The sequence below is a fragment of the Microbulbifer maximicatervae (SeqCode) genome (assembly GCF_052467325.1).
In genome coordinates this window covers 3,232,741-3,251,382 of the sequence record NZ_CP174310.1, presented here as the reverse complement: position 1 = coordinate 3,251,382, position 18,642 = coordinate 3,232,741, and the positions used below count along the sequence as shown (strand labels likewise).

The following is an 18,642-nucleotide window of genomic DNA, read 5'->3' as shown; positions in this document are numbered from 1 at the left end:
AAAGATTGTTAAAAAAGCCCCTGTTAGGGGCTTTTTTATTGCCGGGATTCCAGGTTTTCCCAAAGTTTTCGCATTTATGGGGCTACGGAGTTTTATGGTGGCATTTTGACAGTCTGGTGTGAGCGTACCTAGACTGGGCGGATCTCACCGGAAATGAATTAAATTATGTCGATATTCCCTGCAATTGATCAGGCATTAGAGGCTTTTGCCAGTTTTGTCTGGGGTCCCCCCTTATTAGTGCTACTCGTTGGTGGCGGCCTCGCGCTATTAATCTATTCTCGTGGCCGTCCCTACCGCCATCTTGGGCACAGTATTGGGCTTTTAAGTGGCCGATATGATGATCCCAATGACCCTGGCGAAGTGAATCATAGCCAAGCGCTATCCACAGCGCTGTCGGGAACCCTAGGGTTGGGCAATATTTCCGGGGTTGCCATCGCAATTACGATTGGTGGGCCTGGGGCGATTTTCTGGATGTGGGTAACCGCCCTGGTGGGGGTGGCTACCAAGTTTTATACAGCGACGCTGGCGGTGATGTTTCGCGGTCGCGATGCCTCCGGGGAACTGCAAGGTGGCCCCATGTATGTTATTCGCGAGGGGTTGGGCCGACGCTGGATGCCGCTCGCGGTACTGTTTGCCGTGGCGGGACTCTGCGGTATGTTGCCGGTGTTTCAGTCCAATCAAACCACGCAGCTACTGCGCGAGTCTTTTGCTGAGCCCTTGGGTTGGGTAGCACCCGGAGGTTCACTCACTTTTGATTTTGTTATTGGCTTATTAATTGCTGTTGCATCGGCCTACGTTATTGCCGGTCGTATCCAGCGTATCGGTAAATTCTCCGCAAGAGTAGTGCCGGGCATGGTGCTGTTTTATCTGGGCATGACCCTTGTGGTGATTGCCAGCTTCTGGGAGCAGGTACCGGCAGCATTTGCGTTAATCTTCTCGGATGCTTTCAGCGGTCAAGCTATTGCTGGAGGTACTCTGGGTTCGGTAATCACAGTAGGGGTGAGCCGGGGTGCATTTTCCAATGAGGCGGGTATAGGCACAGAGTCTTTGGCCCATGGTGCAGCGAAAACCCGTGAGCCCGTTCGAGAAGGCGTAGTTGCCATGCTGGGCCCCATTGTAGACACACTGGTTATCTGCACTTGCACCGCCCTGGTGATATTACTGACTGGCGCTTGGCAGCAGGAAGGGGATATTGCAGGCGTTACCCTGACTGCACAGGCATTTTCTCAGGTGTTTGGGCAGTTCGGCCCAATTTTGCTACTGCTAATGGTCCTTCCGCTGGCTTTCAGCACTATCGTTACCTGCTGGTATTACGGCATGAAGTGCTATGTTTTTCTTTTCGGTGGCCGCTGGCAGGGTCTTTATACCGGACTCTACATGGTGCTGATTATATTGGGTGCGGTGGCTTCTTTAAGTGCGGTAAACAGCATCATCATCGGGATGTATGCGGTAATGGCGATTCCAACAATGGTGTCTACTTTATTGCTGGCAAGGCATGTTAATCGAGCGGCTCACGATTATTTTACCCGTATGGATTTAACAAAGAGAAAGGAGGCCGAGGCTTCCTAATTAAAAAAGGCAGACTAAATAGTCCGCCTTTTTTATGGTTGGTAAAATTTACCTGTTACTTCCAATTCAAGGTACCACGGACACCTTGGTACCAACCTTGGCGTGGGCATAAAAAATCTTAGCCATATGCCAGGGGATACGAATACAGCCATGAGAGGCGGGATATCCTGGGACGTGGCCGGCATGCATGGTAACGGGGCCATTGATACGCATCATGTAATCCATAGATGCCCCGCGGAATCGAGAACCCGCAGGTTTGCGGTGGCGGCGCACATCCACATTGCTGCGCATTACATAACCCCGTGGGCTGATGTAGTGACCGTACAGATTTGATCGATGGCTGTATTTCTTCTGTGAAATACGGAAGTTACCGGTAGGTGTGCGGTGTCCGGGTTTGCCGGTAGATACCGGGGACATACCGGCCAGGCGCCCGCCCTTATAGAAGTATGCCATTTGATCACTGAGGTCGATCACAATACGCGGTGTTCCCTGAATATTGGATTTAAACCACATATGGCGGCTATGCCGTGGATTCGCCGCGTATCTGGAATGTGTTCCGTATCTGGAGTGAGCCCGATAATTCCTATTGTATCGGGAATGCGCCCTGTAATTTCTGTTGTATCGGGGGTGTGCTCTGTAGTCCCGGTTGTGCCTTGAGTGCGATCTGTAATTCCTGCTATGCCGTGAATTTGCTCGGTAGTCCCTGCTATACCTGGAGTGTGCTCCGTAGTTTCCATGTCCATGTTGAGCGCTGTATCTCGAGTTATAGCGGGAATTGGAATAATCCACGGCATAGGTCAGTGGGGCAAGAATTGCAGATCCCACAATCACTACGGCAGCGGCGAATGATGATTTTTTGCGTAGAGATCCCTTCTGTTTCGTGGAAATGGATTGATGATTTTGCAGCGAAGATCGGCTATGCATTACACACCTCTCTACTACCAGTGGGCCGTGTAAACAACCGTGGATTTTGAATCCAGCTACAGTTTGTCTTAGGGCAAGTATTTCTGCCCTTCTACAGGGACAAGTCCATAGCTGGTGATTTCCCCAAAGCAGATAACCGTATACTCGGCCTCGGCTGCGGGTTGGTACTGCGGCGGTATGAACCACTACAAGTCCAAGGGATGGTAAGGTGGGTCTTAAGGGCTGGTGACAACAAAAAGGAATATACTGGGCCTCTCTTAGAGGATGTTCTTCTAGTTGTTAGTGATTTTGGGGAATTTTGTCTTAGTTGCTAAGGTTTTATGAGTTATCTACCGTAACTTGCGAGTCAATTTCCAGCATTCTTGAATCACACCAGAATAATAGAAATAGCTTTCAAAAAGTTATTGTTATTTATTTCATCTTAGTAAGTGTCGCGACTATATCGTTATCCAAATTTATTCACACTTCTCATTCTTGTTGTGTTGGCCTTTGCGCATTAGAAAATTTAATAAAGAAATTTACTTTTCGGGATCGTTCAAAATATTTATTTCTGATTTGAAAACCAAGTAAACGAACCCACCCTTTTTGCGTTATGTGATAGCTGATTATTGAAAGTTCCCCTGAAAATGAAATACCAGGGTAGAGGTAGTTATTTTTATTATTTACTTTATAGGATTTGGCTATGAGCGGAAGATCGATGTTGCCCACATTTTTTCTAGTATTTATTGTAATACTTTACAGCAATCCGGGCGTGACTGCTGAGGTAGAGCAAGCGAATGAAGCTCTGATTGTTTTGGATGACGAAGTAGAATTAACCCTTTCGATGCATCCACTAAATAGTTTAATGGTTAATGCGCAAGTATCGACTAGCAGTGAGTCACGAGTGGCGATCAGAATCAATTCGGCGGTAACCGACCGTCGGCGGACAAATTATACCGACTGGGGCACAGAGCATGATATGACCCTAGTAGGTTTAAGGGCCGATACCACTTACCGTTTTACTGCACTGGCAATGCTGGAAAGTGGAGACGTTGTACTGAGCTCGACTATTTCTTTCAAGACTGGTTCGTTACCTGAAGGTGCTCCCCCTGTTGAGGTAACTACGTTTACGGAGCAAAGCGAAGGAGGTGTAACTATTTTTGCACCTTCAGGTGACAGGGATAATACCTTTTGGGGATTCGATGAGGAGGGTGAGGTTGTTTGGTACCTTCACGGAGACGTTCCTCTCACCGGATCTCCGGTAGTGCGCAATTTACAGGATGGCAATTTAATGTTGCTGTTGGATCAGGAAGCAAGAATTATCTCCTTTGCCGGTGAAACGCTGCAATCATTTGAGCTACCAGCCTATCACCACGACGCGATTCTTCTTGAAAATGGAAACCTACTGGTATTAACAAACGCCTATGCAACAATTGGTGGCCAACGGATAAAAGGAGATGCGATTCTCGAAGTGGATGGGCAAGGAAATACTGTATGGGAATGGTCTGCATTCGATCATCTCGATACCCAGCGTTTCCCCGGTGAGTTAGCCAGTCGGGAATCGAGCAATGGTGCGCTGGATTGGACTCACTCTAATTCTTTACACTATATTTCTGAGGATAATTCGATTTTATTGTCAAGTCGATCTCAAAGCTGGGTGGTTAATATTGATCATGATAGTGGCGAAGTGAACTGGATTATGGGTAGGGATTTGGATGCTTCCGAGGAATTTCTTGAGAAATTATTTTCATTGCAAGATGGCACCTGGATGGCTTCTCAGCATGCAGCCATGCTTGCGTCAGACGGAGATATTCTGATTTACGATAATAGGAATGAGTCTGAATACAGTGGTGAAATCTATAATAGCCGCGCAGTGAAATTCTCTTTGGATACAGAGGAAATGGTTGCAGTGCAGACTTGGGAGTACGTTGCACCAAAGTACACCAATTCTTTAGGGGATGTAGATGAACTTTCCGGTGGGAATATTCTACTTTGCGTGGGCGGCCCATCCAGTGCTAGTACCGGCAACAATAGAGATGCACATATTGTTGAAGTCGCCGACGATCAGACTGCAGAGACGGTTTGGGAGATGGTAGTCAATGATACGAGTGTATATCGTGCTGAGCGTTTTTCTTGGAATGATATATCAGCGGTAAGTGATTTATCACTTTAGACCCTCTAAATAGTTGGAAGCCAGTAGCATACTTTGTTGCTGGCGATTTTTATTAAAGGACTTCTAATCAGTTTTGGCAATCAGTGCTCTATAGCATTGATTATTCTCCTAAGCCGGTATTCCCCGAGTAACTGTTGAATATCACTAGATAGGATTTGAAGTGTTTTAATTAAATATGGTTTTAGCGTGATAATGTTAGCCTTTTTCTGTGGAGGTGTATGATTTGATGGAAAAAGTTCTTCACCTCCTTCGAGGAACTCATCATTTATTTTTTTATTTTCCTGTGAATATCGATCTAAAAAATTAGCTCTATCTTCATCAGAGTTCCATAGGTGTGATGATCTTGGTAGTGTTCGCTTGATTATGTTTTGCGTACTGCCAGATTTTATCCATTTTAATAGTTTTATATTTTCAGCTTTTGAGTGTATTTGCTGATTCAATATTTGCTTTAAAACGGCCTCTTCATTGGAGAGACTCTCCCTTATGATCTTGTTAGAATTTGGTAAGCCGGAAACCCCTAGCGAGCGGAAAAAATTAACTGGTAGGTCGCCATTACATAGCTGCTCGTAAATGAGTATTTGTATATTGGGAAAGAACTTTTTGAATACTGCTATATTTTTATAAAAGTTCAGGTTTCTACCTTCTATCTTTGATAGGAACTCCTTGAATGACAGTTTCGCTAGTGGAGATACTCCTTTCATAATATGTTCTTTGTATAGAGACTGGGCAAAATTATTCTTGTCTGCGCAAGGTTAAGATGATTTTGGTTTGCTCTGGGGGTAATGTGTTGGAGAGGTGTTCTAAATAATGGTGCCGAGCCTCAATCCAGGAGCAATCTTTTGTTTTATAAGTATGTCGACAAATAGGCTCTGCACTAATTAATAGATCAAGGTTATTTTTCTGCGACTTTGACTTCCAGTCATATGCTAGCAACTTTCCTCTGGATATAGGCGGGCTTTCAGGATGATCGGAAAATGAGTGTGCAAAAAGATGGTGACCCTTATCTATGCTAATTAAATTGCGATGAATAATGGGATATAAAATACCTTTGCTTCTTAACAGTCTTCTATATTTGTAGGCGTAATATTGTATTGCTGTGGTGCCGGTTTTGTGTAGCCCTGAATGTAAATATATAGTCATTATATGTTCTTTGTATTTTATAGATCGTGATCTGGTATCTATTGTTGTTTAATAGGTGCTCATATTTATTTCGAATGATTTATTTTATGTGTCATGTGAGAGTTGTGTTTTTGGGGCGTCAAAGAGCCAATGTTGATGGTTTAGTAAAAAATATTCTATTTTATAGTCTTGGGCTCATTTTGAATTCGGTTGGCGTATGTTTTTCTATATTAACCCCGATTGTGGAGCCCATTAGTTCTAGTATAGTTGTATTTTTGTAAATTTTCGTTCATGCCGATTTAATGCTAGGGGAGACTTATGGGTAATTTTTTCACTCAACTACCAGGTGATCACTCTAGGGAGCATTTTCAGAGTTTGCTAGAGGGGAAAAGCTGCAGGGTTGAGCGGATTATATCTTACGGGCAGTCCTCGCCGGAAACAGGGTGGTATGATCAAGATGAGCATGAGTGGGTGTTAGTACTTTCCGGTTATGGTGTTATTGAAATGGAAAATGGTGAGAGGCACCACCTGGGGAAGGGGGATAACTTGTTGATTAGGGCAAATCAAAGGCATCGGGTGGTGGAGACAGCTGCAGATGAGGCCACTATATGGTTGGCAGTTTTCTTTCAGTGAAGCAGTTATCTTTTAAGAAATAAATCTTACGAGCTCCTATCGAGAGTTCTATATCTACCAATGTAAATCGGATCTAAAGTCCTCTGACGAGTTAGTATTGTTAGCTTTAAGACTGGAGTGGTTGCTGACTGGCAGGTCAGCCTGTACATATCTCCATATACCGTAGAGGCCTGTTAAAATTTTCGGCGCTTTGCTTAAATTGGACAGCTTTAATTTGGTCTGATCGTTTGATACCAAGTCAAATCCTTTTCGGCCAGGCAGTGTATGCTGCCTGGTTTTTTCTTATAGGGTTATCGTAAGTAATACTATAAAAAAATAATTAATCAAATTTTCAGCTTTCTATAGCTAGGTCAGCGGCTAGGTTATCTGGTGGTTATACCCTGTGTATGTTTACTCTAGAGGTTTTCTTTTCTGAATGAGACATTTGGAAAAGTAAGCTTGTAAAAGCTTCAGTATTCATAAAAAATCTCTGCGCTCTTCTTACTTAGTCCTGGTAAATGCAATTTAAAATATCTTATATGTCGGTGAATTAAACTCTTGATTTGTTATTTGAGGTGATATATCTGTAATAGATGATGTTGTTCCCATTTTAATAGTAGGGAAATCAAGAATCGACAATTTCCTGGATGTGATTGCGTTTAGGTTGAAATTAGTGATCTGCAGTTAATTTTTTCGTGCTAGGAGGAAACTCTTTCATTAAAAGCCAAATATGATTATGGGGCATTAGTACTAATTGGAAGTGTTTACTTAAAGTTGTGCGCCAATTTCCGCCATAAAACGCGTTACTTCTGACAATCGATATAAATTGCTTGTTCTCGTGTCATTTCTTTGTGAGAAATAAATTAGCATGGTCCTGTGTTGATAAGTAAACATTTTCTTGGGGAAGAAATGAAAGTTCAGTTTTTAAAAGCAACTCTTTGCCTTGCTATTGTCTCATCGCTATACGGTTGTAACGGAGGATCAGGTGGAGGAAAATCTCCTGAAGAGACTGGTGATATTACTGCACCCAGTTTGACCCTTATTCCTGCAGGTGGTAGTACTATCGAAGAAGGTGGTAGGGTATTACTGACTTTTGATGAACCAGTAGAGCTAGGTGATATCTCACTGTCTGGTTCTATGCAGGAACTTGGGGAGCTATACCAAGTTAGTGAAGATTCATTAGAGCTGAGACCGAACGATGTTTGGGGGGAAGGGGAAGAGCTATCCCTAGTAATCAATGCTCAGGACGGCGCTGGTAATCAAATGACGGAGATTACCGTCAAGTATCAAGTTGAGAACATTGCCCCTACTGTAAATAGTATATTTCCGCAGAATATTCGCCTGGAAAAGAATGATTCTTTCAAACTGCAATTTTCTGAGACTATGGATACAGATAGTCTTCAATTAAGCGGAATATTACTTGAAGATGACTATAAGGTTGTTTGGTCTGCTACCGCCGTTGAAAATGATACGCTAACCGTTACTCCAAAAGAATACTGGATCGCCGGACAGAAACGCACAATCAACGTTGATGTAATGGATTTAGCAGGAAATCCTATTCCTACAGTAAACAGCAGTTTTACTGTGCCGATGTATTTCGAGAACTTTACTCCGGCGTCAGTGGTGATTGGTCAGGATAATTTTTCAGACATAGATACAGGGCTCAGTGCTAAAAATCTTGGAGGTTTTCCGGTTGGTACTCCTGCCGTTAGTTCTGATGGAAAACTATTTATAACGGATCGAGAAAATCATCGTGTCTTGGTATTTAATGAAATACCTTCCTCGAATGGGACTTCTGCTGATTTTGCTATAGGTGTCGATAGTCTGGATAGCTCCGATTCATCTGATGATAGAAAGACACTACAAACGCCAATTCAGGCCAGTATTAATGACGGTAAGTTAGTTGTTTCTCAGGCGGAGGGGGAAAGACGGATTTCGCTTTATAATCAAGTCCCTATGGATGGGACGGCAGCTCCTGAAGTGGTTTTAGGGCCATGGGGCAAGGGAGACGAAGGATGTGATAGCTTTAGCACACTAGCATCTGCCATTATAGTTGACGGGAAGATTATAGCTGTAGATGAAGTTAACTCTCGCGTGTTGGTTTGGAATAGTATTCCAACAGAAGATAATACAATTGCAAGCTTAGCTATTGGTCAGCCTACACTGGAGAGTTGCGCCGCTAATACCGATTTGGATGGTAATAGTGGGGGGCCAACAGCTCAAAATCTTGCTTACCCTAGTGCAGTCTGGAGTGATGGAGATAAGCTTGCAATTTTAGATTCTGAAAACAATAGAATTTTGCTCTGGAATGAATTTCCCACAGAAAACTATGCTGCGGCAGATGTTGTACTTGGGCAGGAAAATTTTAGAGTTGCTGAGTGGCCGGATAATGCAACGGAAAAGGATTTACTTTATCCCTGGTTAGGGATTTGGTCAAATGGAATTCAGCTATTCGTAACTGATACAGAGAATAACCGAGTGTTAATTTGGGATCAGTGGCCTGAAGAAAATTATGCTGCTGCGGATTCTGTCTTGGGGCAAAGTGATTTTGTAAAATCTGCTTATAATGACTCTAATCAAGACGGAGTTTATGATACCGGTGAACTACCTAGTGCATCCACTTTAGGCCTTCCAACAGGAGTCTTTGGTTATAAAGATAATCTGTTTGTTACTGACTCAATGAATAATAGGATCTTGGTGTTTAAGTCGCAGTAGTGCTTTCTAGATTGACTTGGCTAGATTGAAATTATAGCTAAGAGAGATGGTAAATAAATTTACCATCTCTCTCACTTTTTAGGGATTTAGTTTATTGCAAATTCTTAAGTTGATGATACTTGGTTTTTATCTCTTCCAGGTTGACGGTGGGGGCAGGAAACTGGGGGTTTAACTTCTTTAATGCTTCAGAAATAATTGAGGCTACAGCCAAGTCCCGGAACCATTTGTGGTTTGCGGGGATAACAAACCAGGGTGCGGATTCGGTGCTGCATTGATTTAGCATATCTTCAAAAGCACAGATATACTCATTCCAATATTTTGCCTCAGTATAATCACTTTCGCTGATTTTCCACTGTTTGGCGGGATCATCAATACGTTGCTTGAATCTCTCCAACTGCTCATCCTGGCTGATGTAAAGGAAAAATTTCAGTATTATTGTGTTGCTTTCAGAGAGTAATTTTTCAAAGTTGTTAATTTGTTCATAGCGTTTGCTCCAAATGTCCATCGGAACCAGGCTATGCACTCGCTCAATCAGCACCCCCTCATACTGAGAGCGGTTAAAGATTGATATATGCCCACGAGCAGGGGTTACTTTATGATATCGCCATAAGAAATCATGCTCGCTCTCTTCTTTTGAAGGTTCCTTAAAGGAAATCGCTCTACACATTTGTGGATTTGTTGCGCCCAATACATGCTTGATGGTGCCATCTTTCCCCGAGGCATCTATTCCCTGCAAGCAGATAAGTAGAGATGTTTTACGCTCAGCGTAAAGCTTGTAAGTGAATGAACGTATCTGCTCATCTATACGCTGGGTATCTGGGAGTGCCTCTTCACGACTTTCGTAACAATGTTTGAAGCCCGGATCTATTTCGGAGAGCTTTATCTTGCTGTCAGGCTTTACCCTGAAATCTTCGAAACAATTCATAGTTCGACTGCCTACCTTTGTTAGGCTTTTGTAGGTGGCTCAGATATCACTTAATCTTCGATAAAGAAGTTTCTTGACCAGGTCCAGGAAAAACATCCAGATAATCATGTATAGCCATACCAGACCGATTATAGTCCAGGGTATTGCCGGCACCAGCCAGCCGAATCCACACATCAGTACGGTAAATGCTTGGGTGCCAACAATTGCGATAAACAGAGGGAATGCGGGTAGTGGTTTTGAAAAGAAAGCTGTACGTGAGCGCACAACGAATAACAGTAGATGTCCTCCCGCTACGATCTGTAAAAATACGATAGTTTGAATTTGCTCTTTATTTAATGCAATCCAGGATTGCCAGTGGGTGTTATTGAGCCATTCCATTCCAATAAAGAGAATACCCATTGTTTGAGCAATAGAAAAAAGGCCGATAATGCTAGAGCCCAGTAATAGGTCTCGCATTTGCCAATGCACAGGTTCCTTGGGAAGCAGGGTATTATCGTAGGCAATGGTCATAATGGGGATGTCATCAAGAAGAGCCACTAGTACGATCATAACCGGGGTTAGGGGCGAGAAACCGAACATTATGGTAGCAAAGACAACCACCACCATAATATCCAGGGTCATGGATACCCGAAAAAGTACGTAATTAATAATGCGTTCAAATATTTTTCGGGCTTCATCAATGGCATCGACGATGGTAGATAGCCCGGGAGAGGTCAGGATAATGGCTGCTGCCGCGCGTGCGGCGTCGGTTGCACCGCTAACGGCGATACCGCAATCAGCTTGCTTAAGGGCTGGCGCATCATTCACACCATCGCCAGTCATGGCAACCTGGTGACCCCTGCCTTGCAATGCTTTCACAATGGCATATTTATGTTCGGGAAACACTCGCCCAAATCCATCTGCACGCTCAACGGTATCGACGATAGTAGATGGCAGGTGGTCCATATCCTGGGACTTTGTAAACACACTACTGGCAGCGAAAATATTTGTTCCAATACCGACTTGAGTAGCGATTTCCTTGCCGATAGCCACATCGTCGCCCGTAATCATTTTTACTTGAAGCCCGTGTTCCCGTGCACGCTGAATAGTGTCTTTGGAGTCATCCCGAGGTGGGTCTTCAAGAGACAGAATACCCAGGAATTGCCACGATGAACCGTTTGCCTTCTGCGCAACGCCCAGGGAGCGCAGTCCCCTGGAGGCCTGTTGTTGCACACAAGCAGTGGCTTTGTCGGCCTCCGCACCACTCAAGTTACATAAGTCGACAATAGCCTGGGGGGCCCCTTTGCTGAAATATAGGGTTTGCCCGTCCTGATCCTGTACCTTAACCTCAGTGCGTTTGCTCACCGGATCAAATGGAGTGAATTCCTCAACCTTATATTTCTTCAGTTCTTCCTTATTTTTCAGGCCGGCAAAAATTGCTTGATCAATTGGATCACTGGCGCCTGCTTCAGATGCGATAGCGGCGGCAAGAATTAACTGGTCGTTCTTTTTCGCGCTGAATAAGGTAGGTTCTTCGAGACACAATTGGTTCTTGGTGAGGGTGCCAGTTTTATCTGAGCAGAGGATATCAACACCGGCCAATTCTTCGATGGATTCCAGCCGCGAGACGATCGCTTTTTTACGGGATAGCGCCAGGGCACCGAGAGCATTGGTCACAGTAATGACCGAAGGCATGGCAACGGGAATCGAAGCGATCAGCAATACCAGTACAGTGCGCAGGATATTGATGATATCTGACCAGTGCCATGTTTCCGCAACCACGATATCGCGGTATAACTCTGTACCCACCAGAATAACGGCCAGCACTAAACACAACACGATGAGGAAGTCACCGATATGGGTGATGGCTTTCTGCGAATGTGAGGCACTTTGCCCAGCGCCTGCAACAAGTTGGGCGGTGCGCCCAAAGAATGTATTGTGCCCGGTACCAATGACAACAGCGGTCATCTCCCCCCGTTTAGCGATACTGCTGGAATAGCCGATATCACCGATGCTCTTACTGACGGGTAGAGATTCTCCGGTAAGGGCGGCTTGATCAATACTGATGGATTTCCCTTCGGTAAAGCGCACATCAGCGGGCACGACTTGCCCTAGCTTGATTCGCACTATATCCCCTGGGACCACCATCTCCGCATCAATGGATTGATACTCTCCATCCCTTAATACATTGGCTTTGGGCGCCATGCTGGCCTTCAGTGCTGCCAGCGCGTTGGCAGCTTTGTGTTCCTGCCAAAACCCGGCAATCGCGTTGTACAACAGCAGGGCCATAATGATGGCGAAATCGGGCCAGTGGCCAATTAATGCAGAGAGCAATGCGGCCGCTTCTATCATCCAGGGAATGGGTCCCCAGAAAAATCGCAAGAACTTAGCGAGTGCGCTTTGCTCCCTCTCCTGAATGGCATTGGGACCATATTTTTGCAGGCGGGCGTTGGCTTCATTTTTGGTGAGGCCGGCGGGTGATGTGTTTAGTTCAGCGTAAACTGCGTCAATATCAGCGTTCTGCAAGTCCAGCGATTGCTGATCGCTGTTGTTTTGGTTATTTGGCGATGATTCTTGACCTTGCACTTTGGGTTTCCCAATGACGCAGGTTTACCTGTGGAGTCTGTTCCAGCAATAGATATTTCAATCTAGCAGTTTGCGCCACTCGCTAAGTGGACATTGGTGACGGCGGTAACAGAAATTTAAAGGCATAGAGTCAAAGGCAAAAAAGCCGGTATCCTACTGGCGTGAAAAACCACTACTCCTGTGGGCCATTGAAAGGGGTATATCAGTGACAGCTGATTAAGCTGCTGGATTAGCCTATCTCGATAACGTCTCGGTTTTTCTCCGGGGTTTCGAATAGTAAATCTTTGCTAGTCCTTGTCCAACAGGCTCAAGGTATAGGCTATATGCAGGTGCTTGCCGTATATGCACTCTTATAGTGCACTATCATGATAGGCCGAACCCTAACTATATAGGGTGTCTACTAAGCGTGGGTAAGTCTTAAACTTAACGCCCAGCACACGGGAGGCCGAAATAAAGCGAAGCGTAATGTAGGCCGTCCTGCCCGGCGTCTTTTTTCGGGCATTCGTGCTGCTTGCTATGCATTTTGATATGCCGAAACCTTTGTAAAGAACAAAACATCGCAAATGCAGCTAAAATATGTACCAGAAGAAGATACAAATTTGAACGAATATAGATCACTTTCCTTAATTTTTTTTACCCTAAATTCGCCGATATTCTCTGACGCCCAATCTTTCATGTGAATCTGTGTACAGGCCCCCAGAACAATTGTTACTTGAACTGTATTAAGTTTCTGATCGCTCCATTTTCTTGGAGCGTTTTCTGGCCATTCACGAAGATCAAACTCGATTTTGACATCTCGATCTTCAAATGACATCCGTATAAGCTCTACAACTTCTCCGAATACCTGGTCTTGAAAGATCCTGTCTAGTGCCTCTCTTGAATTAAGATAGTCTAACCACATATGGTCACTCTATGGATTGCATAACGCCGCTAGCAAGGGCAGCCGGAGATTTACTGCCTGGCTTTGTTAACCATTTTTACAATCTGAAGGTTGATGAGAAAGGTTGAGGATTTGCTTGCCGGCTTTTCCAAGGTATCTGAAATTTACGGTAACTCCGTGATCTACAAATTGCTTCATATCCGAAGATGAGCAGTAATTGTTAAGTACTTTTGGAGACAGGTTCTGTTCTAGAGTAGATGCATCAATTTCATCAAATGAGTAATTGGTAAGCGTATAAATATATGTGAATGTGTTATTTAAGCCGACAGTGCTGTCTAGGCGCGTTTCTGAATCTATGATCATCGGCAACAGCTTATTTGTCTCTTCGGCTACTTTCTTTAGGCGATCATTCTGATCTACATTTTCTTTAAATAGATCTTTGACGGCAAAACTCCCTAAGGCAGAACCTATTGCGGTAGCTGCGGTTACTAGGATTATATTCTTTTTGCTTATCTTATTTTCCATTTTATTCTAATTCACTCACTTCTATGGTTAATCGGGATAGGGAGGCACCTCACGATGCCCCTCCTCCCACACCACCAGGCATACGGGTCACGTACCATGGCGGTTCAATTCTATTCCCCTTCCTATCTGCCAATTCCGGCAGCCCCAAGTTCCTAAAGTATCTATTTGGCAATGCTCTGTAAAGGGCAGGACTTTTGCTTAGCCTCCATGGTCCATGCGCTGATTTGGCCGTGTTCCACGCTAAAAAACGATCAACGCCCAGCCTTCTTAATCTGCGGTAACCACTACGTCCCCATTGCTTCCATAAATAACATCGCAACTTCCGCCTTATCCACTTGTCCAGATCTTTCAGAGGGCTCAGTGCTTCACTGATGTCAAAGTACGCTTTCCAACCAAGCAGGGTCTTCTTTAACTCATCTATGATCTGAGTAAACTTGCGGCCTCGTGTTCGGCGGGTGATTATTCTGATCTTTGCCTTCAATTTATTAGTCGATGATTCTGATACCTTTATCCGGGCATCCTTCTTCAGCAATCTAAATCCTAGAAAGCTCCGCTTCCAGAAGTGATCCTCTGCACTCTTCTCAGTATTTACTGTGAGCTTCAGCTTACATTTGATGAAGTGCGTAAGGCTTACTTTTATCCGCTCTGCAGACCGACGACTTCCCACCAGTATTTGAAAATCATCGGCATATCGTACAAAACTGAGTTGCCGCTTGTGCAGCTCCCAGTCCAGTTCATTAAGCACAATATTCGCTAGAAGCGGAGATAACGGCCCACCTTGCGGTACGCCTTTTGTTGTAGCTATTACCTTGCCATCGACTACCGTTGGCGCTTTTAGGTATCGGTTTATCAACCCCAGCACATCAGCCGGTATTCCGCTTTGCTTCAGTGTTAGCATGAGCTTGTCATGATTCACTTCATCAAAGAAGGATTTCAAGTCCATATCGATCGTCCAGCGCTTTCCTTGCCGGACAAAGTTTTGGACCTGTCTAATCGCCTGGTGTGCCGATCGATTTGGTCTAAAACCAAAACTAAGAGCATGAAACTTCGGCTCCCATTGCTCACTGAGTATCTGTGCGATAGCTTGTTGGATCAACCTATCTTGCACAGTGGGTATACCCAATGGACGCAGGCCTCCATTGCCTTTTGGTATAAAGACGCGTTTCACCGGTTGAGGACGATAGCTACTACTTAGCACCTTTTGTCGGGTAGCAATCCAAGTCTGCTTAAGATGTTCCGGCAACTGTTTTACCGTCATACCATCGAGGCCTGGTGCACCCTGGTTACGAGAAACTTGTTGTAATGCTCGAAACAGATTATTCCTATCTAGAATTCGCTGCATTAAAAGAGATGAGAAATTGGACAATGTATGATTAAGTTTCCAGTTTGATGTTCACCCAGAAAAAAAATTTTTTTTCTCTGGCAACTAAGTTACTTGTCAGATGCAGTCATCAAGCTCTGCATTAATAGTACTGTCCAGAATTGTTCAGGCCTTCAGTAGCACGAAATCTACCTACTATGCCCTCTGCTGACTTCTATGGGTCGGTCAAAACCAATCTCTCAGTTTTCAGTCATTCCATTAACAACCCATAGACCTCCCAGGGTAAGACATTTAACTTTCTTCACGTAGATGCTGGATTTATAAAACGCAGGCCAGTTGTGGATGGAGAGCTTTATGGTCACGTGCCCACTGGCTCCACCTGCGTCACACCTCATATCCAGTTCTTGTTCATCACCCCGTGAATTTGCGTTGGGCTTCCTCCAGCCAATACCTCGCGATATTGACCTTGCCCTTTCGCTAACCTTCGGCTCCACGAATACCTGGTAAGAGGACTTCCACCTCTCTAGTTAAATGCCATGCCTGGCACACACGCCCAAAGCAGCGGGCGGCGAAGCCGTCCGACTGCCTTTGCTTGTTAGCTCGCGATCTCTCGATGCTACAGTTTTTTAAATTTTTCGAGAAATAAATCATTATCTCTGTAACCATCTATTACGCTCCAACCAGCCATAATTTCGTAGATGAAGCCTCCGATATACTTGACCTTATCTCCAGAGTAAACATCGAGGTTGTTTAGGCGGTGCGGATGTTGAGAGAATCTTGTTAGAAACCTTAATACCTCATGGTCATTTGCCGAAGTATTATTCAATGCGAATGTTACCTGTTCAGAAAACATATCGATTTCTACCAGTAAATCCTGTAGCAAACCATCGTCAGATTGTAAGGCATTCAGAACTATATACCATTTTTCACTATTATTCTCGCTAAAGTACTCCCTGAACTTAAGCATTTCAGGGAGGTGTAGTTTGAGCTTCCAGTCAGTGTTATAGCCCCCAGCAATTCCACGTAGACAAATCTCAGTCACAGACTCCCTAAAATTCTGATATTGCCAAAGTAGATGCTCTACAACCGCATCATGCCTTTTCTTTTCTTGTAGCTCAGCTCGTCTCTCTGATACCGAATTCAAAAATAGACCAATTGAAACAATGCCAAGCAATGCTTGAGTACCCGTTAGTATTCGGCCAGCGTCAGTTATTGGTGAAATATCCCCATATCCTAATGTTGTGATCGTAACCACGCTAAAATATATACTCTCGACAAGACCGAGTGGAGTTTTCCAAAGTGAATCAGCAAGCCAATATATAATTCCAAATATAGGGACAAGAGATAAGTAAAAGATACCGATGGATTTGGGTGTTAAGTTGATTTTCAATATTTCTCCGTAGGAGTGCTAACGCTGCCAGCACAGGCCGGAGCATGCAGTGCGGAGGTCCAGCCCACGAAGTGGGCGATTGTGCCTGGCCTTGGCACGCCCAGCATGGGCGTGAACTAATGGGGTGAAAGTCCCCTGTAGGAGGATCACCATTTAATGGGTCCATTAAATGCTAACTACTAGCGAATGGCAACTGCAACATCGTGAGGTCTTGTGGGGAGGAAGCCGCTAGCAAAGCTACGAGCTGACGGACAGAAACATCATATAAGGCTTAGCCTGGAGGCGAGGTGGCCAAGAACACCGAAGCCATGTGATCTAACGGGTAAAGTAAATGATGCAGTTGTGTAGTGAAAGTTCACGTTCTTATCTGGGGAGATCTTTTCAACCTGCTGCTGTAAAGCTGTCAGCGTGGCCGCTGACTCATAAATAGGCCCAACTCGCTAGCCACCATCGCGGGGATAGAAAAAAATGGTGGAACACAGCAGCGCTCCGCTCAGTAATGAGTAGGGTGATTAAACAGAAGTCAGCGGACGGCATAGTAGCCAAATGCCAAGATTAGTACCTTGGACAGGGTGAAGGCCTGAACCCAAAATCCACGAGTTAAAAGACAGGGCTAGCCTACTGATATGTTGCCAGCCGGATATAAAATTGACGTAGCGCACTGCCATGATACTCAACTCAAATGAAGATCTGCTCGACACTATCATTGGGTAGAGATTCATTACGGATAGGGAACCGCCCATTGCGGACCCGCACGATGGGTGGTGTGGGGGCCGGTAGCTAGAAACTACCGGCTACCCGATTTAGCAGCTATGTCCAAAGTGCCCACCTGACTTCAATGAGTTTATGAAGCATGCGGTCATCTTCTTCGTATTGCTGTTCATTTAAACCACATTGTTCTTCTATTTCGAGTCTTTTTAACCACCAAGAATAGAGCGCCTCTAGTTCGACTTTAACTTTTTGATGCTTCTCATCGGCATTCCAGTCAGTGTGACCAATAAATAGATTTTCCTTTTCCACGCAGTCTTTCAGCAACTGAAAGCAGGCATGCAATAACACGCAATCTTTGTCTCGCCATCCATCATCTAGGCTTTCAATTCTCAATAGATTACTTGGCTGCATTCGATACTCTTTGTACTGCTAACGCCCCGCAGCACGGGCCGGAGGTCCAGCACACGCAGTGTGCGATTGTGCCTGCGCTTGTATGCATATTACTCGACATTATTTATGCGCTTGATTTGATTGGTTAGATTTTCTATTTCTTCTTCGGTATAAGGCTTAAAAAAATCACTTTCCGTATTCATGTCATCGCAAGATAGCTTTGTCACTGCTGGTTTTTGCATATCTCCGGTGAATTCAGTTTGCACTGATAGCTTACCTTTACATGCTGTTGCAAATTCAAAGCTGTGCTGTTGCAACAATATTGATTGCTCAACTTTAGAATTAATCATTTCATCTTGTCCGCAAGCTGTAACAAACAAGGCGACAAAAGCCCCGAAAAAAAATAATTTTAAATGATGTGACTTCATTAACTTACCTTACTGGTTAATTGCATAACGCGTTTAGCACCTGCGCCGTAGGCGTCGGGTGCCTAAATTTGGTACGCCCAGCATGGGCGTGAACTAGCGGGGTGAAAGTCCCCAGTAGGAGGATCACCATTTAATGGATTCCATTAAATGCTAACTACTAGCGAATGGCAACTGCAATACCGCGAGGTCTTGTGGAGAGGAAGCCGCTAGCAAAACTACGAGCTGACGGACAGAAATATCATATAAGGCTTAGCCTGGAGGCGAGGTGGCCAAGGACACCGAAGCCATGTGATCTAACGGGTAGAGTAAATGATGCAGTTGTGTAGTGAAAGTTCACGTTCTTATCTGGGGAGATCTGTTTATCTTGCCGCTGTGAAGCTGTCAGTGTGGCCGCTAACTCATAAATAGGCCCAACT

The 18,642-nt window shown here is 44.6% G+C and carries 15 protein-coding genes; 4 read left to right on the top strand and 11 right to left on the bottom strand.

What is annotated here, in order from left to right:
- Positions 1 to 165 precede the first annotated feature (165 nt).
- Positions 166 to 1,569, top strand: coding sequence for an alanine/glycine:cation symporter family protein (locus ACJJIE_RS14505; protein ID WP_444892148.1), 1,404 nt, complete (start codon positions 166 to 168; stop codon positions 1,567 to 1,569).
- A 66-nt stretch (positions 1,570 to 1,635) separates the two neighbouring features.
- Here the strand turns inward: ACJJIE_RS14505 and ACJJIE_RS14500 are convergent, their stop codons facing one another.
- Both ACJJIE_RS14500 and ACJJIE_RS14495 read right to left on the bottom strand, forming a co-directional pair.
- Entirely contained in the window at positions 1,636 to 2,082 is a 447-nt protein-coding gene (locus ACJJIE_RS14500) for a L,D-transpeptidase family protein (protein ID WP_238152069.1), read from the bottom strand.
- Positions 2,040 to 2,363 carry a hypothetical protein gene (locus tag ACJJIE_RS14495; RefSeq protein ID WP_444892147.1) on the bottom strand — a complete coding sequence of 108 codons (324 nt, stop codon included), beginning with the start codon at positions 2,361 to 2,363 and terminating at the stop codon, positions 2,040 to 2,042. Before ACJJIE_RS14495 ends, ACJJIE_RS14500 begins: the two co-directional genes overlap by 43 nt.
- An 812-nt stretch (positions 2,364 to 3,175) precedes the next feature.
- Here ACJJIE_RS14495 and ACJJIE_RS14490 point away from each other — a divergent pair.
- A complete protein-coding gene (locus ACJJIE_RS14490) occupies positions 3,176 to 4,645 on the top strand; it encodes an aryl-sulfate sulfotransferase (protein WP_444892146.1) in 1,470 nt (489 codons plus the stop codon).
- Between the two features lie 80 nt (positions 4,646 to 4,725).
- Here ACJJIE_RS14490 and ACJJIE_RS14485 read toward each other — a convergent pair whose 3' ends face one another.
- Positions 4,726 to 5,346: a hypothetical protein gene (locus tag ACJJIE_RS14485; protein ID WP_444892145.1), complete on the bottom strand. Its 621-nt coding sequence runs from the start codon at positions 5,344 to 5,346 to the stop codon at positions 4,726 to 4,728.
- Positions 5,347 to 6,082: 736 nt separating this feature from the next.
- Between ACJJIE_RS14485 and ACJJIE_RS14480 the strand changes: the two genes are divergently transcribed.
- Positions 6,083 to 6,397 (top strand): cupin domain-containing protein, encoded by a 315-nt coding sequence (locus tag ACJJIE_RS14480; RefSeq protein ID WP_282931074.1) that lies wholly within the window; start codon positions 6,083 to 6,085, stop codon positions 6,395 to 6,397.
- A gap of 888 nt (positions 6,398 to 7,285) precedes the next feature.
- Entirely contained in the window at positions 7,286 to 9,091 is a 1,806-nt protein-coding gene (locus tag ACJJIE_RS14475) for an Ig-like domain-containing protein (protein WP_444892144.1), read from the top strand.
- 91 nt (positions 9,092 to 9,182) lie between these two features.
- Here ACJJIE_RS14475 and ACJJIE_RS14470 read toward each other — a convergent pair whose 3' ends face one another.
- The 8 genes from ACJJIE_RS14470 to ACJJIE_RS14435 all read right to left on the bottom strand — a co-directional run bounded on the left by ACJJIE_RS14470 (position 9,183) and on the right by ACJJIE_RS14435 (position 18,226).
- A complete protein-coding gene (locus ACJJIE_RS14470) occupies positions 9,183 to 10,016 on the bottom strand; it encodes a polyphosphate kinase 2 family protein (RefSeq protein ID WP_444892143.1) in 834 nt (277 codons plus the stop codon).
- A 39-nt stretch (positions 10,017 to 10,055) separates the two neighbouring features.
- A complete protein-coding gene (locus tag ACJJIE_RS14465) occupies positions 10,056 to 12,581 on the bottom strand; it encodes a plasma-membrane proton-efflux P-type ATPase (RefSeq protein ID WP_444892142.1) in 2,526 nt (841 codons plus the stop codon).
- A gap of 514 nt (positions 12,582 to 13,095) precedes the next feature.
- Positions 13,096 to 13,482, bottom strand: coding sequence for an Imm50 family immunity protein (locus ACJJIE_RS14460; RefSeq protein WP_444892141.1), 387 nt, complete (start codon positions 13,480 to 13,482; stop codon positions 13,096 to 13,098).
- Between the two features lie 66 nt (positions 13,483 to 13,548).
- Complete coding sequence (locus ACJJIE_RS14455) at positions 13,549 to 13,986, bottom strand: DUF8479 domain-containing protein (RefSeq protein ID WP_282931079.1); 438 nt, start codon at positions 13,984 to 13,986, stop codon at positions 13,549 to 13,551.
- 49 nt (positions 13,987 to 14,035) lie between these two features.
- Entirely contained in the window at positions 14,036 to 15,328 is a 1,293-nt protein-coding gene (gene ltrA / locus ACJJIE_RS14450; protein ID WP_444892140.1) for a group II intron reverse transcriptase/maturase, read from the bottom strand.
- Between the two features lie 595 nt (positions 15,329 to 15,923).
- On the bottom strand, positions 15,924 to 16,697 hold the full coding sequence (locus tag ACJJIE_RS14445) for a potassium channel family protein (protein ID WP_444892139.1): 774 nt from the start codon (positions 16,695 to 16,697) through the stop codon (positions 15,924 to 15,926).
- Between the two features lie 810 nt (positions 16,698 to 17,507).
- Positions 17,508 to 17,819: a hypothetical protein gene (locus tag ACJJIE_RS14440; RefSeq protein WP_444892138.1), complete on the bottom strand. Its 312-nt coding sequence runs from the start codon at positions 17,817 to 17,819 to the stop codon at positions 17,508 to 17,510.
- Between the two features lie 89 nt (positions 17,820 to 17,908).
- Positions 17,909 to 18,226: a hypothetical protein gene (locus ACJJIE_RS14435; protein WP_282931099.1), complete on the bottom strand. Its 318-nt coding sequence runs from the start codon at positions 18,224 to 18,226 to the stop codon at positions 17,909 to 17,911.
- Between the last annotated feature and the right edge of the window lie 416 nt (positions 18,227 to 18,642).